Origin of the sequence: Pedobacter cryoconitis (assembly GCF_014200605.1) — a bacterium.
In the GTDB taxonomy this organism is placed as follows: domain Bacteria; phylum Bacteroidota; class Bacteroidia; order Sphingobacteriales; family Sphingobacteriaceae; genus Pedobacter; species Pedobacter cryoconitis_B.
In genome coordinates, this window is record NZ_JACHCE010000005.1 from 155,586 (window position 1) to 178,497 (window position 22,912).

Here is a 22,912-nt window from a genome sequence, read left to right on the forward strand (position 1 = left end):
ATGTTTAGACTTAACCTCAAAATCGCATTCAGGAATCTCTGGAAAAATAAAGGGTATACTCTGATCAATATAGCCGGATTATCTATTGGTATGACCGGCTGTATCCTGATCTATTTATTTATAAGTTATCAATTGAGTTTTGATCAGCAATATCAAAATAAAGATAGAATATACAGAGTTGTCAGTCATGCATACTATGCAGGTGGAGAGGAATTTGATCGTGGTGTGCCTTTGCCTTTAGCCCCTGCTATGCGCAATGACTTTGGAATGCTGGAACAGGTAGCAGCACTGGAAGGTAGTTTTGGGATGATCAAAGTAAAAGATTCCAAAGGGAATGTCAAGCTTAAAACTCTGGAAAAGGCATTTTATGCTGAACCAGGTTTCTTTAAAATATTTGATTATAAATGGCTGGTAGGAAATCCTGAAAAAGCTTTAACAGCACCGAATACAGTTGCACTTTCAAAGACAACAGCAGCTAAATTTTTTGGTGACTGGCATCAGGCAGTCGGTAAAACTATCAATTATCAGAATGATAAAGATCTTTTGGTTACAGGGGTATTTGCCGATGTTCCACAGAATAATAGCAATGTGATAGCTATTGCAATTTCTTATGCGGGCTTTAAACATAGAAATGAAAAAAGATGGGGCTCTGTTGCCTCCAGTTCTGAATGTTATATTTTACTTAAAGAAGGAGTCAAAGTGTCTGATCTGGAAGGGCCTAAAAAAGCATTCCTGAAAAAATACTATGTAGAAAAAACTATTGGCAAACCAGATCATCTTTTTCAGCCATTAAAAGATATACATACAGATGAGCGTTTCGGTAGTTTTTCTGGTAAGAAAACCAGTAAAAATGAACTGCTTGGCCTTACAGTGATAGGTGTGTTGCTGCTACTTACAGCGTGCATCAACTTTATAAATCTGGCTACGGCACAAGCTGTAGGCAGGTCTAAAGAAGTTGGTGTACGCAAAGTAATGGGAAGCGGCAAAAAGCAACTGATGATTCAGTTTCTGACTGAAACACTGGTTCTTACTTTGATTGCCTTGCTGCTCGCCTGTGTTTTTACAGAGATAGTTTTGCCCGGTATGTCTGCTTTATTTAAGGAAGAGATCACCTTTAACCTGCTGGGACATCCTGTCATTTTTGTTTTTATCTTTTGTATGGTCTTGCTTGTCGGGGTTTTATCCGGATTTTATCCCGCAATGATTATGTCGGGATTTAGTCCGGCACTAGCTATTAAAAATAAGATAAATATAGGTTCTGGTGGTAATACTATCCGTAAGGTATTGGTAATTATCCAATTTGCAATAACTATTGTATTGGTGACAGGTACGCTGGTTATCGTGATGCAAATGAAATTTATGAGAGAAAAATCTCTTGGGTTCACATCATCGGCAATTGCGCTGATTAATATTCCTTCGGATAGCTTAAGCAGACAAAAATATGAAATTTTAAAGGCCAGGATTAAGGCAGAACCTGGTGTAACGGCTGTTAGTTTTTGTAGTGATGCACCCAGCTCTGATGATAACACAAATAATGCTTTTGCTTTTGATAGCACAATTGATGCAGCTTTTCAGGCTAATACTAAAGTAGTAGATGATGATTATCTTAAAACTTTTGGCTTAAAACTCCTGGCAGGCAGGTATCTGGCTAAAAGCAAAAGTGATACTGCCAGAGAATATGTGGTGAATGAAACGCTGTTAAAGAAATTAGATATGACCAATGTCCAGGATGCAATTGGGAAGAAAATCTTATTTGGTGGGATCAGGGGGCCGGTGGTTGGTGTGGTCAGGGATTTTAATAACCTGAATCTGAGGGGGGCAATTTCCCCTATGATTATGATGACACGTAATGATCGTTTTGAGATTATAGCCGTGAAAATGAATGCGCAGCAAATCCCTGCTGTTATGAAAAATATAGAGAAAATCTGGAATGATTATTATTTTGAACAGGTGTATTCTGCTGATTTTATGGATGAAAGGATCAGCAATTATTATACAGGCGAACAATTGATGGGTACCTTATTCAAGGTGTTTGCAATGACCATCATCTTCATTTCTTTTATCGGTTTATTTGGCCTCATTTCTTTTGTCGCCACACAAAGAACAAAGGAAATGGCTATCAGGAAAGTTCTTGGTGCAAATGTTCTGGAACTGGTCACTATGCTGAATACTTCATTTATCAGGATGATTCTGCTGGCAAACCTGATTGCCTGGCCTGTAGCTTATATTTTTATTGAAAAGTGGCTGTCCGGATATGCATATCGTATACCATTAAATATCTGGCCTTTTGCTGCTTCGATGTTGATTTCGCTGGTTATTACCCTGGTTACAGTAAGTCTCCGGTCTTATCAGGCTGCGAAAACTAATCCTATAAATGCCTTGAAATACGAATAATTAAAAACGCAAAGATGTTTAGACTTAATCTCAAAATCGCCCTCAGAAATCTTTGGAAAAATAAAGGCTATACCTTTATTAATATCGCAGGTTTATCTATTGGAATGGCCAGTTGTATTCTCATTTTTATCTTTATCAGATATCAGCTGAGTTTTGATCAGCAGTTTGTCAATAAAGACAGAATCTACAGAGTAGTTTCTTATTGGAAATATGCTGATGGAGAGGAATTTCAAAGTGGTGTTCCGAAACCTCTTGCACCTGCAATCCGTAATGATTTTGGGATGCTGGAAGAAGTTGCTGCGATACAAAGGGAAGGCGGGATTTTTAAAGTAAAAGATGAATCTGGTAAGGTGAGGCTTAAAACCTCCGAAGAAGCCTATTTTGTTGAACCTTCTTTCTTTAAGATTTTTGACTATAACTGGTTGCAGGGAGACCCGCAAAAATCACTCACAGAACCCAATACTGTAGCCCTTTCAAAAGAAATGGCAGTGAAATTTTTTGGTGACTGGCATAAGGCTGTCGGGCAATCTCTGGAGTACAGAAATAAAACAACACTCAAAGTAACAGGAGTATTTGATGATCTTGTTCAAAGCAGTAGTAACCCAATAAAAATTGCAATAGCTTATGCCGGTTATGAGAGCGGGAGCCTGAAGAAGTGGCATGCGGTTTCCGATGGTTCTCAATGTTATATTTTATTGAAAAAAGGAGGGAATGTAGCAGACCTTGAAGGACCAAAGAATGCCCTCCTGAAAAAATATTATACAGAAAAAGGAGTGGGAAAAGAAGATCATTTTTTTCAGCCTTTAAATGAAATACATCAGGATGAACGTTACGGTAATTTTGCCGGAAAAATTACCAGTAAAAATGAGCTTACAGGTTTAACGGTGATTGGTGCATTTTTACTGATTACAGCTTGTATTAACTTTGTCAACCTGGCTACTGCCCAGGCAGTAAGCCGTTCAAAGGAGATAGGTGTGCGCAAAGTAATGGGTAGCAGACGTAAACAACTCATGATCCAGTTTCTGACCGAAACATTTACGATTACGGTATTTGCGCTGATGATTGCCTGTATCTTAACAGAGGCTGCATTACCCGGTATGACCGCACTGTTTAGAGAAAAGATTTCTTTTAGCCTGATTGCTCATCCTGTGATTTTTGTTTTTATGGCAGGCCTTATTTTGTTTGTTGGTTTTGTTGCAGGGTTTTATCCGGCAGTAGTCATGTCTGGATTTGATCCGATACTGGCAATCAAAAACAAGGTGAGCATTGGCAATAATGGAGGAGGGGTTTTACGTAAGGTTTTGGTGGTCATACAGTTTGCAATTACTATTATTCTGATTACCGGCACGCTTGTGATCCTGAGGCAGATGAAATATATCAGAGAGAAGCCTTTGGGCTTTAATCCATCGGCAATTGCTTTGGTGAATATTCCGGGTGATAGTCTGAGTCAATTGAAATATGGGATATTAAAATCCAGAATACTGAGTGAACCGGGGGTAATGAATGCTAGTTTTTGTAGTGATGCTCCCTCTTCTGAGAATATTAGTTTTAGTAATTTTTCTTTTGAAAGTACAAAGGATGCAGATTTCCAGGTATGTACTAAATCTGCGGATCAGGATTATTTTAAAACCTTTGATTTAAAATTGATTGCAGGTAAAGAGTTCTCTAAAAATGATAGTCTGCAGGAATATGTGATTAATGAGACTTTAATGAAAAAATTGAATTTTCAGCATCCTCAGGATATCATTGGAAAAAGAATTCATTTGGGTGGCGACCCTAAGGCGGTACCGATTGCCGGAGTGGTCAGAGACTTTAATAATTCAAGTCTCAAAGATGCTATTCCACCTATCCTGATCCTTAAAGAGAAAAATAAATCTAATATTATTGCGGTGAAAATGGATACTAAAAGTATTGCCGGATCAATGGGAAATATAGAAACCTTATGGAATTCTGTTTATTCTGAACATGTATACCGTTCTGTTTTTATGGAGGATAGTATTCATAAATATTATGAAAGCGAACGTGTAATGGGAACCTTATTTAAGGTGTTTGCAGCAGTAATTATCTTCATCTCATTTATAGGTTTGTTTGGCCTGATTTCTTTTGTAGCTACGCAGAGAACTAAAGAAATGGCTATCCGCAAAGTTTTGGGTGCCAGTACGCTCGAACTGGTGAATATGCTTAATTCTTCTTTTATGGTTATGGTTTTCATAGCAAACCTGATTGCCTGGCCTGTTGCCTATATATTGATTGGAAAGTGGCTGTCCCGCTATGCTTACCGCATAGAACTTAGTATCTGGCCATTTGCTATTGCGATGTTCATTTCTTTAGGAATTACGCTGATTACAGTCAGTTTCCGCTCCTTAAGGGCAGCAAAAACGAATCCGGTTGATGCGTTGAAAGATGCATAAAACGACATATTAATTGATTAAATCTTATATTTATCAAAACATGATACAATTACAGAATATAGAAAAATACTATGCAAATAAGGGGATGAAAAGTTATATCCTCAGACATGTAAGCACAACGATCAGACAAGGTGAATTTGTTTCTATCATGGGACCTTCCGGTGCCGGTAAATCTACACTGCTGAATATTTTAGGCATGCTGGAAGAACCTACTTATGGTACTTATGAATTTATGGGTGAGAATGTGGTATCGCTGAATGAACGCAAAAGAATAGAACTTTACAGAAATCATATCGGTTTTGTTTTTCAGGCTTATCATTTGATTGATGAAATGACTGTTGCTGAAAATATCGAAGCGCCTTTATTGTATAAGAAAGTAGGGGCGGCCGAACGTAAAAGCCGTGTAGCCGAAATGCTTGACCGTTTCAATATGGTTGCTAAAAAAGATTTGTTCCCTGGTCAGCTATCAGGTGGTCAGCAGCAATTGGTAGGCATTGCAAGAGCGCTGGCTGCACAACCCCTGCTTATCCTGGCTGATGAGCCTACCGGGAATTTACAGTCTGCACAGGCGCTGCAAATCATGGATCTTTTCAGAAAACTGAACGAAGAGGAGAATATCACGATTATCCAGGTTACACATTCTGAAGTAAATGCAGGATATGGCAGCCGTATTTTACATTTACTTGATGGAGTAATCAGCGAGGATCTGCAGGTGGTGGTCTAAGAAAAGTATATTTGCTGCATGTTACGTCAGTTTACAGATCAGCTTGATCAGACCATTACCATTAACTATCCGCCAAAGCGGATTATTTCGATTGTTCCCTCACAGACTGAATTGTTGTTTGAATTGGGTTTGAATGATGAAGTTGTTGGACTTACTAAATTTTGTATTCATCCTGCGCAGCAGTTCAAATCCAAAACTAAGGTTGGGGGAACAAAGAAATTAAACCTCGGTCTGATCAGGAGCCTGAAACCGGATTTGATTATTGGCAATAAGGAAGAAAATACAAAAGAAGATATAGAACAGCTGCAAAAGGAGTTTCCGGTATGGATGAGTGACATCTTTACACTGGAGGATGCCATGAAAACAATTACGCAGATTGCCGAACTGGTAGACCGGCAGCCGGAAGCAGCTTATCTGAATTACCTGATCAATGCCGGGTTTACAGATTTGCAAACTTTGGCTTTAGAACAGGGAATAGATAAAAAGGTGGCGTACCTGATCTGGAAAGGGCCTTATATGCTTGCCGGCAGAAATACTTTTATCAATGATATTCTGGTGAAGAACGGGCTTACCAACGTGATTAAGGCAGATCGTTATCCTGAAATGGAGATTGAAGAGCTTGCCGCATTAAAGCCTGAACTGGTATTATTGTCTTCTGAACCCTATCCTTTCAGGGAAAAACATATAGAAGAGCTGAAAAATGTAATTCCTGAGGCCAAAATTATGCTGGTAGACGGAGAAATGTTCTCCTGGTATGGCAGCAGATTGGTAAAAGCAGTTCAATATTTATTTCAGTTACAAAAAGAATTAAAATAAATTGGCTTAAAATGAATGTGTTAGCTATTTAGTGGCGAAATAAATGCAAAAGGTTTTTGATAATTGATAACTATCTCTATCTTTGCAGTCCAAACAAAAACAATTCCTAACTGCGGATGTGGCGTAATTGGTAGCCGCACCAGACTTAGGATCTGGCGCTTCACGGCGTGGGGGTTCGAGTCCCTTCATCCGCACAAAGAAGGTGATAGATTTAATTATCTGTCACCTTTTTTATTTTACACTGGGGTCGATTCCCTTTGAAAATTTACCCGTTAAACTTCCCATAATAAATAAATGCTTTTCTACTAATGTAAGCTATTAGCATTAAAGATTATCCTGGTGAGTAAAAAATGTCCGCAATTGTCCGCAGCTGTCCGCAATTGTCCGCTTTGTCCATGGGGTAGTCAAAGGGAAAATTATAATTTCATTAATCTTCATCCGGTTATGATTTGGTTGTGCCTGAATAGAGATCGGGGTGACACCACGTTGAGAACAGCCTTTAAGTATAGTAACTCTAAGTCATTTCAACTAGTTGTTTTTACTTGGACTTGCCATGCTCTTACCTTACTTTAGCACTGCTCTTACCCTAACGAGTACCCGGACAGTACCCGGACAGTACCCGGCCGATATAGACCCCTGATCAAGTCAGGTAATTTCAGCATAAAACAAAACGGTGCTTTTGGCTGGGTTTTGCAGACTGCAACTCCTACAGTAACATACCTCTTTTTTCAAATCTGTCAGGCCTTATTCTTATTTTTAACCCCTGATTCTGCCTGAAATATGCGGCTTAAAATAACATTCAGGACACAATTTGATAATTAACTAGGTCTTATTCAAGAAAATTAATACTTTTGGCACCTCTATTGAAGAGGGGGTATCAAAGAGACTATACCTACACAAATAATCCTCTGGTATTATTTCCGGCAGGGTTTCGTGAAAAAGACATTTAAACACATTGATTTAGAAAGATGAATATTACACAGGAAAAAATTGACAACCTAAATGCAGTTGTAAAGATTAAAATTTCGCCTGAAGATTATACTGAAAAGGTCGATAAAACTATCAAAGAACAAGCTAAAAAATCAAACCTTCCAGGTTTCCGTAAAGGAATGGTTCCTGCAGCTCATATCAAGAAAATGTATGGCAGAAGTATCCTTGTTGAAACTATAAACGCATTATTAAGCGAAAACCTTAATAAATTTTTAACAGATAATAAAGTTGAAATCCTTGGTCAGCCAGTTCCGGTTGTAGATAACGCTAAAGATTTTAAATGGGACGGTACTGACGCTTTCGAATTTGATTACGAAATTGGTTTAGCTCCTGCTGTTGAAGTTAACATCACAGCTAAAGATAAATTCATTCAGTACAATGTAAAAGCGGACGAAGAAACTTTAGCTTCACGTATCAAAAACATCCGTCGCAGCTATGGCAAAATGACAAACCCGGAAGTTTCGGCAGATGATGATGTACTTTATGCCGAATTAGCACAACTTTCTCCTGATGGTTCAGTTTTTGAAGGTGGCATTACCAATACAGGTTCTATCCGTTTAGATCAGGTTAAAGACAAAGCAGTTTTAAAATCTTTAATCGGTCTTAAAAAAGATGCAGTACTTGAATTAGATATTCAGAAAACATTTGGAGACAATGCCGCAGTTATTGCTAAATTGTTGAACATTGGTGAAGAAGAAGCTAAAGATTTACAATCTAAATTCAAGGTAACGGTTAAAAATATCAACCGTTTAGAAGAGTCGGATCTGAACCAGGAGTTCTTTGATAAAATATTTGGTGAAGGTGTCGTTACTGACGAAGCAGGTTTCACAGCAAAAATCACAGAAGAAATTGAAGGTATGTTTAAACAGGATGCGGATCGCAAACTGCAAAATGATATGTACACTCAGTTAACTGAAAACGTGAAGATGGATTTGCCTGATGAATTTTTACGTAAATGGTTAAAAGCTACTAACGAAAAATTATCTGATGCAGAACTGGCAGAAGGTTATAATGATTTCGCTAAAAATCTGAAATGGACTTTAATTGAAAACAAAATCATTAAAGACAACAGTATCGAAATTAAATACGAAGATGTATTCCAAACGGCTAAACAACGTTTAGATGCACAATTCAGAATGTACAGTCCAGCTCCAATGCCAGAAGATCAGTTGTCTCAATACACAGCTACCTTCTTACAGGAAAAAGACAATGCAAACCGTATTTTCGAAGAAGTAAAAGCAATCAAAGTGTTTGAATATATTCAATCGGTTGCAACTTTAGACCAAAAAGATATAGCTTATAATAAATTTCAAGAATTAGTTGAAACTGTATAACAGGTTCTCCAAATTTCTTTAATCTTATCATAAGGCGGCTTTATTAAAGCCGCCTTATTTATATATAAGCTATCCAAAGGCCATTTGAAATTTAAACTGGCTCTTAATTTTACAATTACCAAATAATTTGTCAACTTAGTTTGAATAATTGGATTTAATAAAGGGAAAATCCTTTATCAGCAATCCTGATTAATTATAAAATAGAAACCCGATAAAATATATACAGATGAATATAGATAAAGACGAATTTAGAAAATACGCAGTTAAACATCACCGTATAAACGGCTTAAATGTTGATCGTTATATTGGTCATACAAATAATTCACCAAAAAGCATGACTCCATACATCATTGAAGAACGTCAGTTGAACGTTGCTCAGATGGATGTGTTCTCCCGCTTAATGATGGACAGAATTATCTTTTTAGGTGATGCTATCCATGACGGTAATGCAAATATCATTCAGGCGCAGTTACTGTTTTTACAGTCAACTGATAACAATAGAGATATCCAGATTTATATCAACTCACCAGGTGGATCTGTTTACGCCGGTTTAGGTATATACGATACTATGCAGTACATCACTCCTGATGTAGCTACGATCTGTACAGGTATGGCAGCATCAATGGGTGCAGTTTTATTGGTTGCAGGTGCGAAGGGTAAACGTGCTGCATTAACACACTCACGTGTGATGATCCACCAGCCTTCAGGAGGTTCACAAGGCGTGGCTTCAGACATGGAAATCAATTTAAGAGAGATGCTTAAATTGAAAAAAGAATTATATGATATCATTTCTGACCATTCAGGACAGACTTACGAATGGGTTGAAAAAGCATCTGATCGTGATTACTGGATGAAAGCTGATGAAGCTAAGAGTTTCGGAATGATTGATGAAGTGTTAGGTTCGAATAAAAAATAGATAATGGCTAAACAAACTAAAGAATCCCGTTGCTCTTTTTGCGGTTCAAGTAAGCAGGATACTTTAATGCTTATTGAAGGGCTTGATGCATACATTTGTGATAAATGCGTGACACAGGCTCACCAGCTGGTGCTACAGGAATTTGGCAATAAACAAGCTAAATCACTGGATGCTGCCGGTCCCCTCTTAAAGCCAATGGAGATTAAAGCGCATATTGACCAATATGTTATTGGGCAGGATGACGCTAAGAAAGTACTTTCTGTAGCCGTATATAACCACTATAAAAGGTTAGGACAGAAGATAGATGCAGTGGATGAAGTGGAGATTGAGAAATCTAACATTATGCTGGTTGGTGAAACTGGTACAGGTAAAACCTTACTGGCAAAAACAATCGCTAAAATCCTTCACGTACCTTTCTGTATCTGTGATGCTACGGTATTAACAGAAGCAGGTTATGTAGGTGAAGATGTAGAAAGTATCCTTACCCGTTTGCTTCAGGCTGCGGATTATGATGTTGCTTCTGCAGAACGTGGAATTGTTTATATCGATGAGGTAGATAAGGTTGCGCGTAAAAGTGATAACCCATCTATTACCAGAGATGTATCAGGAGAAGGTGTACAACAGGCTTTATTAAAGATCCTGGAAGGTACAATCGTAAATGTTCCGCCTCAGGGAGGACGTAAACATCCTGATCAGAAAATGATTCCTGTAAACACAAACAACATCCTGTTTATCTGCGGTGGTGCATTTGATGGTATTGAACGTAAAATTGCCAACAGATTACGCACACAGGCAGTAGGTTATAAAGTGAAAAAGGATGAGACTGATCTTGACCTGAACAATCTGTACAAGTATATCACCCCTCAGGATTTAAAATCTTTTGGTCTGATTCCTGAGCTGATTGGCCGTGTTCCGGTATTAACTCACCTGAATCCTCTGGATAAACAGGCATTACGTAATATATTAACGGAACCTAAAAATTCTTTATTCCGTCAATATGTCAAATTGTTTGAATTTGAAGGGGTAAACCTGGTATTCGAAGATGAAGTTTTAGACTTTATTGTAGATAAGGCAATGGAGTATAAGCTGGGCGCGAGGGGATTAAGATCTATTTGCGAAGCAATTATGCTGGATGCGATGTTTGACATCCCGTCCGATCCAAATATTAAGGAGCTGGTTATCTCGCTCGAATATGCGGTGGAAAAATTTGAAAAGGCAGATTTTAAGAAGTTAAAAGCCGCCTAAAGAATTTAAAATCCCCGTTTTAACGGGGATTTTTTTTTAACTTGTTATTTGACCAGCATCAGGAGGTTTGTCCTGAAAATAATGTCCGCTCTGGCTGCTATGGTGCAGCCAATAATTATTATAGATATGAACGAAGAAAAAGAAGTAAAAAAAGACGAGGCTATTGTAGAAAAATCAAAAAAGAACAAAGAAGTAAACTCACCAGTAAAAGCTGGATTGAAATCTAAAGGAGATATAGTTAAAAATTGGTTACCAAGATATACGGGACGTCCGCTCGAAGAATTTGGTGAATATATTTTACTGACAAATTTCAGTAAATATGTACAGATGTTCTCAGAATGGAACGATAATGCACCGATTATGGGTTTGGATAAGCCTATGCAAAGTGTTACTGCAAACGGAATTACGATTATCAATTTCGGTATGGGAAGCCCGATGGCGGCAACCATGATGGATTTGTTAACTGCAATTATGCCTAAAGCAGTATTATTCTTAGGGAAATGCGGTGGATTGAAAAAGAAAAACCAATTAGGTGATTTAATTCTTCCTATTGCTGCAATCAGGGGAGAAGGTACTTCAAATGACTATCTTCCGGCCGAAGTTCCTGCATTGCCATCATTTGCTTTACAGAAAGCAATCTCTACCACTATCCGTGACCATTCACGCGATTACTGGACAGGTACCTGTTATACAACTAACCGCAGGGTTTGGGAACATGATAAGTATTTTAAGAAATATCTTAAAACCTTAAGGGCAATGGCTGTAGATATGGAAACTGCAACAATTTTCACTACAGGTTTTGCTAACAAAATACCTACCGGTGCTTTATTATTAGTTTCTGATCAGCCAATGATCCCCGAAGGTGTTAAAACTTCAGAAAGCGATAGCAGCGTAACTACTAATTATGTAGACTCACATCTTAAAATTGGTATTGATTCATTGAAACAACTGATCAATAACGGATTAACTGTTAAACACCTGAAATTCTAATCGGATTCCGCAAAGATTCTAAACTGAATCTGTGTTTTTAGGATAATCAAATAACCATAGACTTCCTGTATGGTGACTAACCAGAGACCAGTCATCAAATGGGAAATCTATGTACACTACACTTGCTGTTGGCATATTATAGATATGTGCATCAGCAAGATAATTGACAAAATCTGTCAATCCGGGATTGTGCCCGAAAAGTGCCACTCTGTTATATTTCTGATCTAATTGAGTAACAACTTCCAGTAAGGCTGTCGTATTTGCTTCATAAATTGAAGGTTCTTTAAGGATATGCTCCTTTGGAATATTCCAGGTTTCAGAAAAATGTTTCGCTGTCGTAATAGCTCTTTTAGCAGGACTGCTGACCAATAAATCAGGAATAAGATTCCTTTTACTCATACGCTCAGCCATCTCAGGGGCATTTTTGTTACCTCTGTGATTTAAAGGTCTTTCGAAATCAGACATTCCGCTGGCTGCCCAGTCAGATTTACCATGTCTTACTAATACCAGTTGTTTAGCCATATTTTCTGTTATTGGTTTGAGAAATTAACAATTATTCCGGCAGGAAGTTTTTCCATGCAGTCGAAATGTCCAAGCGGACACTTTTCCAGCCCGAATTTTGAGCAGGGCCTGCAGGATAAATCTATACCCGCAATCAAAGAATCTTTGATCTTATAAGGGTAAACACCTAATAATTCGGGAGTCGTTCCGCCCCAGATAGAAGCTATTGGTTTATCAAAAGCTTCAGCAATATGGGTCAGGCCGGTATCAAAACCAATTACTTTATGCGCCTGGGAAACTAAAAATACAGACTGATCTAAATTAGTTATACCGCAGGTCGAATATACTTTATCTCCTAAAGCCAGTTTAATCTCTTCTGCGTTAGCTTTGACATCATTACCTCCCAATAGTACAACTGGTAAATTTACTCCTTTACAGATCTCTATGATCTGATGGTTTGGCAATCTTTTGGTAAAGTGTGTTGCCCCGATTACAAAAGCTATAAACTTATTCTGGTGAGAAGGTGGAAGCAGGTCTGCAAGCTGATATTCTTTAGCCACATAATAATCAATCGGTTTATTATCATTCTGAACACCAAGAAATTTCACTGTTTCCAGATACCGGTCTACCAGATGCTCTTTAGAAAAAAGCCTGGTCCACCTGAATTTAAGGGCCAGCCACTTGCTGATTGTATCTTTTTTATAAGTAGAAGATGGGATCAGGGTAGCTAGTTTGATAAGTGTTGTCCGCAGGTTATTGTGCAGGTCAATAATCAGATCAAATTTTTCTGCCTTAATATCCTTAATCGTTTCCGATAGGGTTGGTTTGAGAAAATGTAATTTAGTTAAATAGGGGTTTTGCTGGTAAATATATTTAAACTGTTCTTTTGTGAGGAAATGAACCTCACAACCGGGTATTTGTAATTTTAAACAACGGATAACCGGAGTGGTATAAATAATATCACCCATTGAACTGAATCTGATTACCAGTATTTTTTTAGGTATTTTCAATAGCCTGATGGTTTTGAATTCTATTAAGAATTTTTTATTTTATCAATAATAGCAGTAGAAGAATATCCTGGTAAAAAGGTAAGTACTTGTACAGTACCACCGTTTTCAATAGTTTCTTTTGCACCTGCAATGTTTTCAATCTGATAATCACCACCCTTAACCAGTACATCTGGCAGTACTTTTTTAATGAGTTCTAAAGGGGTGTCCTCATTGAAAAATACAACAGCATCAATAAAGGACATCGCACCTAATACCAATGATCGTGTAGTTTCATTATTAACTGGTCTTGAAGGGCCTTTTATCCTGCTTACAGAATCATCGGAGTTAAGACCAATAATCAGAATATCTCCCAGGCTGGCAGCTTCGGTCAGATAGGTGATATGTCCGGCATGTAATAAATCAAAGCAGCCGTTGGTAAATACAATTTTCTTGCCTTCGCTTTTCCAATAATCGACAAGCGGAGTTAACTCAGGTAAAGAAACAATTTTGGGGCTTAATGAATGATTCATGTTTCTGTAATTAAAATAAATTATCTACCGATTTACAAAAGATATGGCCTATCAGGATATGCATTTCCTGGATACGGGCAGTTACATCATCTGGTACAATAATATTCAGGTCACATAAATTATTCATCTGACCACCATCTCTGCCAGATAGTCCAAGGGTTTTACAGCCCAGTTCTTTCGCTGTTTCAAGTGCGCGGATAATATTTGGACTGTTACCGCTAGTTGATATGGCTATAAAAAGATCTTTAGGCGTAGCAAAAGCTTCCAGTTGTCTGGCAAATACTCTCTCAAAACCATAATCATTACTGATGGCTGTTAAAGCAGAAGTGTCTACAGTTAAAGCGATTGCAGGTAAAGCTTTACGGTCCTTTACATATCTGCCGGTCAGTTCTGCGGCGATATGCTGTGCATCGGCAGCACTGCCACCATTGCCGGCAACCAGTACTTTGCCTCCGGCAAGAACCGTGTCGGTAACCAGTTTACATCCGTTTTCTATAGCAGGGACCAGTTGGGCAATGACCTGGTCTATGGTGTTTTTATGGTGGTTAAGCTCTTCTGATACCATTATTTATTTGTTTTTATTGCGGTAATGATTTCATCAACCGTTGTTGTCGCACTACCAATATGTTTAATCACAATAGAGGCTGCATAATTAGCGATACCGCAAGCTTCTTCTATAGTAAGCCCTAAAGTTAAACAATAGGCTAAAGTTGCAATTACAGTATCACCGGCACCGGTAACGTCATAAACTTCAGTTGCCATCACTGGTAGTATCTGATGATCGTTGGGTGTGATAATTGCTATTCCCCCTTCCGAAAGGGTAACGATCAGATAGGCGGCATGAGTGGTCTCAAATATCACTCCTGCAGCCTTTACAAGCTCTTCGGGTGTATCTATCTTCTCAGTTTTTGCTGCTTCTGCAAGTTCTTTACGGTTAGGTTTGATGATAAACGAACCCTTGTATTTAGTGTAATCCAGGCCTTTAGGGTCAACGATTATTCTTTTTTGCAATTGATTACAGTAGTCAATGATATCAAGACACAGCTTTTTAGTGAGCAGTCCTTTATTATAATCCGAAAGAATAATAATATCACTTGCTTCAATATGACTGTAAAGTGCGTTCAGGAAATCTTTTTCCAGTTCGGATGAAATGTCATGGGTCTGCTCGTGATCAATACGTACAATTTGATGATTGGATGCAATTACCCTTGTTTTTACGGTAGTTGGACGTGACTCATCGGTTAAAATAAGCTGTGTTTCAATGCTTTTTGTTTGCAGGATAGTTTTGATTTCTTCTCCAAAACTGTCATTGCCAATAATTCCGGCTAATGATACCTGAGCTCCCAGATCAATTAAATTACTGGCAACGTTCGCTGCACCCCCGATTATTTTATTTTCTTTTTTGACATTTACAATGGGAACAGGGGCTTCTGGTGAAAGTCTGGACGCATTGCCAAGGATATAATGATCAAGCATCAGGTCACCTATAACAAGGATTTTAGGCTTTTGACGCTGATGTTGTGCATTATATAATTTTTCTGCAAGCATGCTAATATTTTAGGTTTCAAAGATAGGTATAAAGGAATACTTATAAACCAGTTTTTACTGAGTTAAAAAAATGCTCAATCTCAGCTAAAGTGAATGCATTAAGACATTGTTTGGCTTGTAAACCACCTTTTCTGCCTATATAAACTCCATAATGCATATCTCTAAAGCCTTCCATACGGTGAGCATCAGGGTTTACTGAAAGTAATACCCCTTTTTCCAGTGCATAACGGTGCCATCTCCAATCCAGATCTAAACGTAATGGATTAGCGTTTATTTCAATCACTACATTGTTTGCTGCACAGGCATCAATTACTTTGGCATAATCTATCGGATAACCTTTACGGCTAAGTAAAAGACGGCCGGTAGGGTGGCCTAAAATTGTTGTATAAGGATTTTCTACAGCTTTAATTAATCTTGCTGTAGCTTTTTCTTCATCCATTCTCAGGTTGCTGTGAACTGAGGCAACGACAAAATCAAAAGTCTTTAATACATCGTCGCTATAATCCAGTGATCCGTCATTCAGGATGTCGCTTTCAATTCCTTTAAATATTTTAAATGGTGCCAGTTTTTCATTCAAAGCATCAATTTCTTTGTGCTGTGCGAAAATGCGCTGCTCGTTTAAACCATTCGCATAAAATGCTGATTTAGAGTGGTCACACATGCCAAGATACTCCAGGTTAAGGGCGTCTTTACAATGCACAGCCATTTGTTCTAAGGTATGGACACCGTCACTCCAGGTAGAGTGATTGTGAAGACTGCCTTTAAGGTCGTTATAGGTGATCAGGGTTGGCAGCTGATTAGCTTTTGCCAGTTCTATTTCATCCAGTCCTTCTCTAAGTTCGGGTGTTACAAATTCCAGTCCTGCTTTTGCATAAATCTCCTGCTCACTGGTAAAAGGTCCGTTTCCGGATAGTTTTAATACCTCCTGTACATGAGCCTCATTTCCTGTTAACTTAAAAAGGTTCAGATAGAAGTCTGCTTTTGGATAAATATGTAATTGTATTTTTAAACCGAATGTGCTTAAGGCAGTAAACAAGTGATCTGTCTGCGGCTCAAATGTAAGGTCTTTAATGGAAGAAAGTCTGGCGATTACAGCAGCAGGCTCTGCTGCTCCGATTACAAAATCAAGTTCTTCAATGATTTCCAGGTAACGGCGATATTCTCCTGCTATATTGAACAAAGAGCCTGGTTCAATGGTGTTTAGCCACAATTCAAGTTCAGTTGTCAGGCTGCCGGCCAGAGTTTCTGCCTGCGCGTAAAGGAATTTACCTTGTGCAGCCATTTTAAACTCTATCACCTTTTTGATTTCTTCCTGTGTTTTTAAACCGAAACCTTTGGCTTCTATCAGGCGGTTTTCATTGCAGGCATAATAAAGTTCCCCTACATTTTCAATACCCAGGTCTTTCCAGATCACGACAATCTTTTTTGGACCAATACCTTTGATGCCCAGCATTTCAACAATTCCTTCTGGTGTTTCTGCCAGTATGTTTTGCAGTTCGGTCATAGTCCCGGTCTGGAGTAATTCCCAAACTTTTGCAGCAGTACTTTTTCCAAGACCATCGATCTGCTCGATTTCGGCCATGGTTTTAGTATTGATCGCATAAGGCAGCTTATCTACTTTGAAAGCAGCATTTGCTATTGACTTTATTTTGAAAGGGTTCTCATTGTGGAGCTCCATCAATTGAGATAGGAGCCGCAGCGTACGGGCTATGGTTTTGTTTTCCATCGGTTGCAAAAATAAATAAAAAGAAGCGTTTTTCCCGAACAATGTATTTATGGTACTGTTATTATACAATGACAGATAAATTTGATAAGCTTAAGATGAAAAAGATAAACTATTTGTGGCTGCTGTTTATCGGTATAGCTACTGCCTGTAATTCTTCTGCTAAGCAGGAAAAAGAAGTTGTTCCGGCAACAAAAGAATCAGCTCCGGCGGGGACAAGTATCAATACGAAAGAAAAAGCGGATAGCGCCCATTTACTTATTGCTGGTAAACGGGCTGGAAATATCTATCTGGGCCAGGATATGGAAAATGTGTTTAAATTATTGGGTAGACCTGAAGATGGGGACGCAGCTATGGGCAGTGCCATAGGAATCTGGGATAAGAAAACACCATTGATTATCTTTTCTTCTTATCGGGATAGCAATATGGTAGTTAAAGCTGTTAAACAGATTTCTGTTTCTGCTGCAAGTTATACGACCGCAGAAGGGATTCATACCGGAGTCAGCCTGAGGAAATTAAAAACTATTTATCCAGCGCTTAAAAAGGCCGCATTCTATACAAATGCAAAAACAAGAGGACAGCTTACTGTATATGATGATGAGTCAAAGGGTATTGCTTTTGACATACAAAAAGATACTTGTACGGCAATTACAATCCATCCGATAAACAAATCTGTTAACGGGGTATATCTGACTATGTATCCGGATTGGAAAAAATCCTGAACCGCAAAGCTGATTTAACCCTTTATTGCTGAGCCGATTAATTGTTTTTCATTTCTATTAAATAGTATAATTATAAATGTGAAAGGTGTATTGCTTAATTTGTAATTTATTATTTACCGTAATTTTTATAAAAATGATGAAAAACTTAAGAAAAGCCAGGTTGTATGTGTTACCCATATTATTCGTGATGGGTATTTTTTCCTGTTCAAAGGATAAAGGAGGTGCAGGTACACCAGATGTGATTAAAAAAGACGGTGCCTCTGATACTTTAACAACCTTGTTCAGGAATGCTTACCGGGTGTATGAAATGCAGCGTAATACTAAAGGAATTTACAGGGATTCAAAATTGTTTAGCGGGACTGATTACCATCCTTCTTCTGTTGCAAACATAGGAATCGGATTAATCTCACTTTGTGTTGCTGACCGGATGAAATGGATCACTGATGGAAGCGGACAGGCAATTACTACTTTAAGAACATTATTAAGACATGATCCTGGTTTTAAACTGGATGTCAATACAGCAGGCTTCCCCAGGCATTTTGTGAATATGGAAACCGGCTCACAGGAGTGGGGTTCTGAATATAGTACCGTTGATGCTGCGATAATGGTCTCTGGTGCTTTGTTTTGTAAGAATTATTTTAGCGGAAATACTACAATTGCTGGTCTTGCAGATTCTTTATATCAATCCATTGACTGGTCTAAGGCAATTGCCGATCCTGCAACTGGTAAATTATATCTGACGCTTGACGGGCAGGGGAAAGGAATAGGGACTACCTCAGTTTACAATGAATATATGCTGCTTGCACACCTTGCTTACAAGTCTGAAAATGGAAAAGGAGGGCCTGCAACTAATCTATGGACTAATTTCTATGCGAATACAGCTAATTTACCTAAATCAAATTATGCGGGTAATGAGGTCCTGACAGACTATCCGGGTTCATTCCTTTCTGATTTTATACCACAGTTTTGCTATTATTTATGTAAGCCTTATTCAGCAAACCCTGCGTACATGGGCTATATGAAGAGTTCGATGCTGGCTGATAAGAAATGGTGGGGTACTATAAGTGGTACAGCAGTTTATGAATGGGGGCTTGGCGCCGGGAGTGACCCTTCCGGGTATCATGCAAATCGTATTCAGGATAATGATGGAAAGGTTGTTTCTCCGCATATCATTGGCGGGTTTATTCCTGTAGAAGCGACTGTAAAGAATGACCTGATTAATATGTATAAGGCTAATAAGGGAATTTATACACTCCCGGGAACTGCCTATCAGATCTTATGGAGGTATAGTGTTAAGGACCCTGCATGGAGGGCAAATGAAGTTCAGGGAATTGATTATTCAACAATGCTTTTTGGACTGGCATCATTACCGGAATATTGCGGTACAACATTCTTTAGCACGAATAATGACTATAAATTTCCTGTTTACTCTTTTGTCAGTATCAAATAGCCTGAATAGGTTATCGACGATTTCCCTGAATAAAGAAAGGCCTCTTAGCATGATCAATTGCTAAGAGGCCTTATTTTTTGCTGATTTTATGTGACTACTGAGTCTTTATTTCAAATGGCATTCTTGCCTGAACACCGCTATTAATAACCACTTTTTTCAATTGCTGATACAACATAAAGTTATCACCAAACTCTTGTTTAGCATAATACATCTTTACATTATCACCTGCATCAGAAAGGAAAGATTTTAAAGGGTCCATTTTCTCAGGGTATTCTACAATTCTGTAATCGTTTAATTTTGCTTTTTTACCAGCAGCAACGATTGCATCGTTGAAGCTTCCTAATTTATCAGCCAAACCGTTTTTAACAGCATCTGTACCTACCCAAACGTGTCCGCCTCCTATGGAGTCAATATAAGCTTTTGATTTCTTACGTCCTTCGGCTACGCGTGTAATGAAAGTATCATAGACGTGATTGACATCTGTTTGAATAATTAATCTTTCTCCAGAGGTTAAAGGACGGTTCGTACTCATAATATCAGCATACTGACCAGTTTTTACACCGTCGAAAGTAATTCCTATTTTATTGGTCAGCAGGTTCTGTAAATTCGGTATAATCCCAAATACACCGATTGAACCTGTAATGGTATTAGGCTGTACAAAAATGGAATCTGCTGCACAGGCAATATAATAACCGCCAGAGGCTGCAACATCGCCAAAAGAGGCAATGACTGGTTTTACTTTTTTACTTAAAATAATCTCTCTCCAGATCACATCCGAAGCCAGGGCACTTCCACCACCTGAATTTACACGAAGCACAATGGCTTTGATTTTATCATCCTGTCTTGCTTTTCTGATTGCGCGGGAAATTCTTTCTGAACCAATCGATTCATCACTGCCTTCTCCGCCGGTAATATCACCGTTAGCGTAAATGATAGCTATTTTATTTTTGCTGTCACTATTATCCTGTTTTTGATTCAATGCATAATCATTGATCGTTACTGTAGCAATAGTTTCTTTTTTACCAGTTCCGCTCAATGCTTTCAATTCATCAATGACTTCGTCTTTATATTTGAGCCCGTCTACCATTTTATAGCTCAGGGCATCTTTAGGAGACTGAATCTTATAAGTATCAGCCATTTTATAAAGGCTGTCTTTCGGGATGTTTCTGGATACAGAAATCCCTTCAAGAAAAACATTGTATAAACCGCCAAGATAAGCTGTAACCTGCTGACGGTTATAATCACTCATTTTATCGTTAGTGAACGGTTCTACAGCACTTTTATAATTGCCGACACGGATAATCTGCGCTTCTACACCCAGTTTTTCCATCGCACCTTTGAAAAAGGTAAGCTGAGAGCTAAAGCCTTTGAATTCTAAAGCACCTTGCGGGTTCAGATAAACCTTATCAGCAACAGAGGCCAGATAATAAGCATCCTGGGTATAAACTTCGCTATAGGCGATGATTTTCTTCTTACTCGTTTTGAAATCGATCAGCGCATCCCTGATCTCTTTTAATGTGGCTTTTCCTGCTCTTGGCGAACTTACGTTCAGGTAAATACATTTGATATTATCATCTGTTTTTGCCTTTTTTAAAGCTCTCATTAGATCATTGAAACCAAGACTTTTTCCTGTGTTTGAACCAATCAGTGGCAGATTGTCCAAAGTTTTGTTCGGGGTACGCTCTTTAATGGTCTGGTCCAGGTTAAGATAAAGTACGGAGTTACTGACAACATCCACGGTCTTATCGCTGTCTATTGAGGATACTATTGCAACTACAGAAACTATAAAAAGTATAGCAATAAGTACTGTAGAAATAATAATCCCTACGACGGTAGCAAAAACATATTTAAAAAATTCTCTCATGTGGATGTTTAATATTTAATTTGTAAATATATTAAGAAACTGTTTTAGATTTATCATCTAAATTTGAACGGGCTCTTAATAGATTAGCTTTTATATGGGATTAGAGTTCAAAATGGTTTATTTGTTACTTGGAAGTAATTTAGGAGAAAGAAAAGAGCTGGTTAATGAGGCTGTTTCAAAAATTGATGCTTGTGTTGGGAAAGTTGTAACCAGATCAGCAATGTACGAAACTGCTGCCTGGGGAAAGGAAGATCAGCCTCCATTTTTGAATTTAGCGGTTGGCGTTGAAACAAAAATGACTGCTAATGAGTTATTAGTTTCAGTATTGGCAATAGAGCAGGAGCTGGGGAGAGTAAGACTGGAAAAGTGGGGAGCCAGATTAATAGATATTGACGTGATCCTTTATGGGCAGGAAATAATTGATGAAGGTGAAAGGCTTCAGGTTCCGCATCCAAGAATGCAGGACAGAAAGTTTGTCCTGGAACCTTTAGCTGAAATTGCCGGTGAAGTAGTGCATCCTGTCTTTAAACAGAATATCTCCACGTTATTATCTTTACTAAAAGATAATTTAACTGTATCAAAAATATTATAAATTTACTAGTTTTGTTTCAAATGATTGACGAAGAAAAAAATAACATCCCCCTTGACTTGTCTTACCTTCGGGACATGTCTGGTGACAGTGCTGAGTTTATGATTGAAATGATTGATATGTTCAAGATACAGACACCTTTGTATGTGGCAGATCTGGAACAGTCTTATCAGGCTCAGGATTGGGAAAAGATGGCAGGTTATGCGCATAAAATAAAGCCTACACTATCATATGTAGGCAGGGAAGATGCCCGTGGACATCTCCAGTTAATTGAAAACAACGCACGTGATAAGAAAGATCTTTCGGCAATGCCACAGGCACTGAAAGAACTGAATGATTTCGTTCAGATCCTGTACAGACAGCTGGATGAAGCTAAAGCGGAGCTGGCTAAAAGACTTTAAGCTGGTTATATAATAAAGAAGCTGTAAATAGTCCTTATAACTATTTACAGCTTCTTTGTTTATACTATTTATATCAATAACAGGATTATAATTTCGGAATCTTTCTGAAATGTAACACGGACAAACTGATATAAAGTACCAGTACGAAAGGAATTGCTGCGAATTTCAGAAAAGCGATCAGTATAGCTGATAGGATCAGGAATAGGAACTTTACTTTGTTCTGCTTCCATTCCAGTGACCCAAATTTCAAAGAGAAAATCCTGATTTCACTGGTTAATAAAAAGCTCATGATTACAGTAATTGCCACCAAAAGGATAGAGGAATTAATTAATCCCGGATAATCTTTCTGAATAAAAGGCAGGGATACTATAAACAAGGTATTCATTGGCGTATTCAGGCCGATAAAATCTTCTGTTTGCCTGGTATCTATATTAAATTTAGCCAGTCGCAATGCTGAAAATATAGTTATCAAAAAGCCAAGATAAGGCAGATATGGAGAAGAGAAATCACTCTGTGTAAGCAACTGAAACATCACTACGCCAGGTAAAAATCCGAAACTTACCATATCCGCTAAAGAATCGAGCTCTTTACCAATAGGAGATTTAACATGCAGGAGCCTGGCCATAAAACCATCAAAAAAATCACATATGCCGGATATTAACACGGCATATGCTGCAATATTTAAATCACCTTTAAATGCAAAAACTACACCTATACACCCCGAAAAGAGATTGGCGCAAGTTAATGCATTGGGAATGTGCCTCTTCATATCTGA

The 22,912-nt window shown here is 38.2% G+C and carries 20 protein-coding genes and 1 tRNA gene; 13 read left to right on the forward strand and 8 right to left on the reverse strand.

Going from position 1 to position 22,912, the window contains the following annotated elements:
* From HDE68_RS16250 to HDE68_RS16290, 9 genes are all read left to right on the forward strand, one after another.
* On the forward strand, positions 1–2,394 hold the full coding sequence (locus HDE68_RS16250; RefSeq protein ID WP_183883281.1) for an ABC transporter permease: 2,394 nt from the start codon (positions 1–3) through the stop codon (positions 2,392–2,394).
* Positions 2,395–2,408: 14 nt separating this feature from the next.
* Positions 2,409–4,805, forward strand: a complete 2,397-nt coding sequence (locus HDE68_RS16255) for an ABC transporter permease (RefSeq protein WP_183883282.1) — start codon at positions 2,409–2,411, stop codon at positions 4,803–4,805.
* Between the two features lie 40 nt (positions 4,806–4,845).
* On the forward strand, positions 4,846–5,529 hold the full coding sequence (locus HDE68_RS16260) for an ABC transporter ATP-binding protein (RefSeq protein ID WP_183883283.1): 684 nt from the start codon (positions 4,846–4,848) through the stop codon (positions 5,527–5,529).
* Positions 5,530–5,547: 18 nt separating this feature from the next.
* Positions 5,548–6,345 carry an ABC transporter substrate-binding protein gene (locus HDE68_RS16265; protein ID WP_183883284.1) on the forward strand — a complete coding sequence of 266 codons (798 nt, stop codon included), beginning with the start codon at positions 5,548–5,550 and terminating at the stop codon, positions 6,343–6,345.
* A gap of 112 nt (positions 6,346–6,457) precedes the next feature.
* Positions 6,458–6,539, forward strand: a tRNA-Leu gene (locus HDE68_RS16270).
* 774 nt (positions 6,540–7,313) lie between these two features.
* Positions 7,314–8,669, forward strand: coding sequence for a trigger factor (gene tig, locus HDE68_RS16275; protein ID WP_183883285.1), 1,356 nt, complete (start codon positions 7,314–7,316; stop codon positions 8,667–8,669).
* A gap of 226 nt (positions 8,670–8,895) precedes the next feature.
* Entirely contained in the window at positions 8,896–9,585 is a 690-nt protein-coding gene (gene clpP, locus HDE68_RS16280; RefSeq protein WP_183883286.1) for an ATP-dependent Clp endopeptidase proteolytic subunit ClpP, read from the forward strand.
* Between the two features lie 3 nt (positions 9,586–9,588).
* The gene (gene clpX, locus HDE68_RS16285) at positions 9,589–10,830 is read left to right on the forward strand and encodes an ATP-dependent Clp protease ATP-binding subunit ClpX (RefSeq protein ID WP_183883287.1); all 1,242 of its coding nucleotides are present in this window, start codon (positions 9,589–9,591) and stop codon (positions 10,828–10,830) included.
* 126 nt (positions 10,831–10,956) lie between these two features.
* Positions 10,957–11,820 (forward strand): AMP nucleosidase, encoded by an 864-nt coding sequence (locus HDE68_RS16290; protein ID WP_183883288.1) that lies wholly within the window; start codon positions 10,957–10,959, stop codon positions 11,818–11,820.
* A gap of 18 nt (positions 11,821–11,838) precedes the next feature.
* On the opposite strand, the gene HDE68_RS16295 is transcribed toward HDE68_RS16290, so the two are convergent.
* From HDE68_RS16295 to HDE68_RS16320, 6 genes are read right to left on the reverse strand one after another with little or no spacing between them, the layout of a single operon-like run.
* Positions 11,839–12,342 carry a SixA phosphatase family protein gene (locus HDE68_RS16295; protein WP_183883289.1) on the reverse strand — a complete coding sequence of 168 codons (504 nt, stop codon included), beginning with the start codon at positions 12,340–12,342 and terminating at the stop codon, positions 11,839–11,841.
* A gap of 8 nt (positions 12,343–12,350) precedes the next feature.
* Entirely contained in the window at positions 12,351–13,331 is a 981-nt protein-coding gene (locus tag HDE68_RS16300) for a glycosyltransferase family 9 protein (protein ID WP_260171791.1), read from the reverse strand.
* A gap of 23 nt (positions 13,332–13,354) precedes the next feature.
* Positions 13,355–13,840, reverse strand: a complete 486-nt coding sequence (gene rfaE2 / locus HDE68_RS16305) for a D-glycero-beta-D-manno-heptose 1-phosphate adenylyltransferase (protein WP_183883290.1) — start codon at positions 13,838–13,840, stop codon at positions 13,355–13,357.
* 10 nt (positions 13,841–13,850) lie between these two features.
* Entirely contained in the window at positions 13,851–14,405 is a 555-nt protein-coding gene (gene gmhA / locus HDE68_RS16310; RefSeq protein ID WP_183883291.1) for a D-sedoheptulose 7-phosphate isomerase, read from the reverse strand.
* Positions 14,405–15,388, reverse strand: coding sequence for a D-glycero-beta-D-manno-heptose-7-phosphate kinase (gene rfaE1 / locus HDE68_RS16315; RefSeq protein ID WP_183883292.1), 984 nt, complete (start codon positions 15,386–15,388; stop codon positions 14,405–14,407). The genes gmhA and rfaE1 overlap by 1 nt, the downstream gene beginning before the upstream one ends.
* Positions 15,389–15,428: 40 nt before the next feature.
* Positions 15,429–17,114: a DNA polymerase/3'-5' exonuclease PolX gene (locus tag HDE68_RS16320; RefSeq protein WP_183883293.1), complete on the reverse strand. Its 1,686-nt coding sequence runs from the start codon at positions 17,112–17,114 to the stop codon at positions 15,429–15,431.
* Between the two features lie 95 nt (positions 17,115–17,209).
* On the opposite strand from HDE68_RS16320, the gene HDE68_RS16325 reads away from it, so the two are divergent.
* Positions 17,210–17,833 carry a hypothetical protein gene (locus HDE68_RS16325; RefSeq protein WP_183883295.1) on the forward strand — a complete coding sequence of 208 codons (624 nt, stop codon included), beginning with the start codon at positions 17,210–17,212 and terminating at the stop codon, positions 17,831–17,833.
* Positions 17,834–17,966: 133 nt separating this feature from the next.
* Positions 17,967–19,283, forward strand: a complete 1,317-nt coding sequence (locus HDE68_RS16330; protein ID WP_183883296.1) for a hypothetical protein — start codon at positions 17,967–17,969, stop codon at positions 19,281–19,283.
* Between the two features lie 94 nt (positions 19,284–19,377).
* Here the strand turns inward: HDE68_RS16330 and sppA are convergent, their stop codons facing one another.
* Positions 19,378–21,147, reverse strand: coding sequence for a signal peptide peptidase SppA (gene sppA / locus HDE68_RS16335; RefSeq protein ID WP_183883297.1), 1,770 nt, complete (start codon positions 21,145–21,147; stop codon positions 19,378–19,380).
* A 94-nt stretch (positions 21,148–21,241) separates the two neighbouring features.
* Here sppA and folK point away from each other — a divergent pair, with 94 nt between their 5' ends.
* Together folK and HDE68_RS16345 are read left to right on the forward strand one after the other, a co-directional pair.
* On the forward strand, positions 21,242–21,739 hold the full coding sequence (folK, locus tag HDE68_RS16340; protein ID WP_183883298.1) for a 2-amino-4-hydroxy-6-hydroxymethyldihydropteridine diphosphokinase: 498 nt from the start codon (positions 21,242–21,244) through the stop codon (positions 21,737–21,739).
* Between the two features lie 20 nt (positions 21,740–21,759).
* Positions 21,760–22,137, forward strand: coding sequence for an Hpt domain-containing protein (locus HDE68_RS16345; RefSeq protein ID WP_183883299.1), 378 nt, complete (start codon positions 21,760–21,762; stop codon positions 22,135–22,137).
* A gap of 85 nt (positions 22,138–22,222) precedes the next feature.
* On the opposite strand, the gene pssA is transcribed toward HDE68_RS16345, so the two are convergent.
* Positions 22,223–22,906, reverse strand: a complete 684-nt coding sequence (pssA, locus tag HDE68_RS16350) for a CDP-diacylglycerol--serine O-phosphatidyltransferase (RefSeq protein ID WP_183883300.1) — start codon at positions 22,904–22,906, stop codon at positions 22,223–22,225.
* Positions 22,907–22,912: the final 6 nt, after the last annotated feature.

Excerpts from the sequence above, each read along its gene's own strand:
- HDE68_RS16250 (WP_183883281.1), top strand. The coding sequence starts at position 1 with ATGTTTAGACTTAACCTCAAAATCGCATTCAGGAATCTCTGGAAAAAT.
- HDE68_RS16255 (WP_183883282.1), top strand. The coding sequence starts at position 2,409 with ATGTTTAGACTTAATCTCAAAATCGCCCTCAGAAATCTTTGGAAAAAT.
- HDE68_RS16260 (WP_183883283.1), top strand. The coding sequence starts at position 4,846 with ATGATACAATTACAGAATATAGAAAAATACTATGCAAATAAGGGGATG.
- HDE68_RS16265 (WP_183883284.1), top strand. The coding sequence starts at position 5,548 with ATGTTACGTCAGTTTACAGATCAGCTTGATCAGACCATTACCATTAAC.
- tig (WP_183883285.1), top strand. The coding sequence starts at position 7,314 with ATGAATATTACACAGGAAAAAATTGACAACCTAAATGCAGTTGTAAAG.
- clpP (WP_183883286.1), top strand. The coding sequence starts at position 8,896 with ATGAATATAGATAAAGACGAATTTAGAAAATACGCAGTTAAACATCAC.
- clpX (WP_183883287.1), top strand. The coding sequence starts at position 9,589 with ATGGCTAAACAAACTAAAGAATCCCGTTGCTCTTTTTGCGGTTCAAGT.
- HDE68_RS16290 (WP_183883288.1), top strand. The coding sequence starts at position 10,957 with ATGAACGAAGAAAAAGAAGTAAAAAAAGACGAGGCTATTGTAGAAAAA.
- HDE68_RS16295 (WP_183883289.1), bottom strand. The coding sequence starts at position 12,342 with ATGGCTAAACAACTGGTATTAGTAAGACATGGTAAATCTGACTGGGCA.
- rfaE2 (WP_183883290.1), bottom strand. The coding sequence starts at position 13,840 with ATGAATCATTCATTAAGCCCCAAAATTGTTTCTTTACCTGAGTTAACT.
- gmhA (WP_183883291.1), bottom strand. The coding sequence starts at position 14,405 with ATGGTATCAGAAGAGCTTAACCACCATAAAAACACCATAGACCAGGTC.
- rfaE1 (WP_183883292.1), bottom strand. The coding sequence starts at position 15,388 with ATGCTTGCAGAAAAATTATATAATGCACAACATCAGCGTCAAAAGCCT.
- HDE68_RS16320 (WP_183883293.1), bottom strand. The coding sequence starts at position 17,114 with ATGGAAAACAAAACCATAGCCCGTACGCTGCGGCTCCTATCTCAATTG.
- HDE68_RS16325 (WP_183883295.1), top strand. The coding sequence starts at position 17,210 with ATGAAAAAGATAAACTATTTGTGGCTGCTGTTTATCGGTATAGCTACT.
- HDE68_RS16330 (WP_183883296.1), top strand. The coding sequence starts at position 17,967 with ATGATGAAAAACTTAAGAAAAGCCAGGTTGTATGTGTTACCCATATTA.
- sppA (WP_183883297.1), bottom strand. The coding sequence starts at position 21,147 with ATGAGAGAATTTTTTAAATATGTTTTTGCTACCGTCGTAGGGATTATT.
- folK (WP_183883298.1), top strand. The coding sequence starts at position 21,242 with ATGGGATTAGAGTTCAAAATGGTTTATTTGTTACTTGGAAGTAATTTA.
- HDE68_RS16345 (WP_183883299.1), top strand. The coding sequence starts at position 21,760 with ATGATTGACGAAGAAAAAAATAACATCCCCCTTGACTTGTCTTACCTT.
- pssA (WP_183883300.1), bottom strand. The coding sequence starts at position 22,906 with ATGAAGAGGCACATTCCCAATGCATTAACTTGCGCCAATCTCTTTTCG.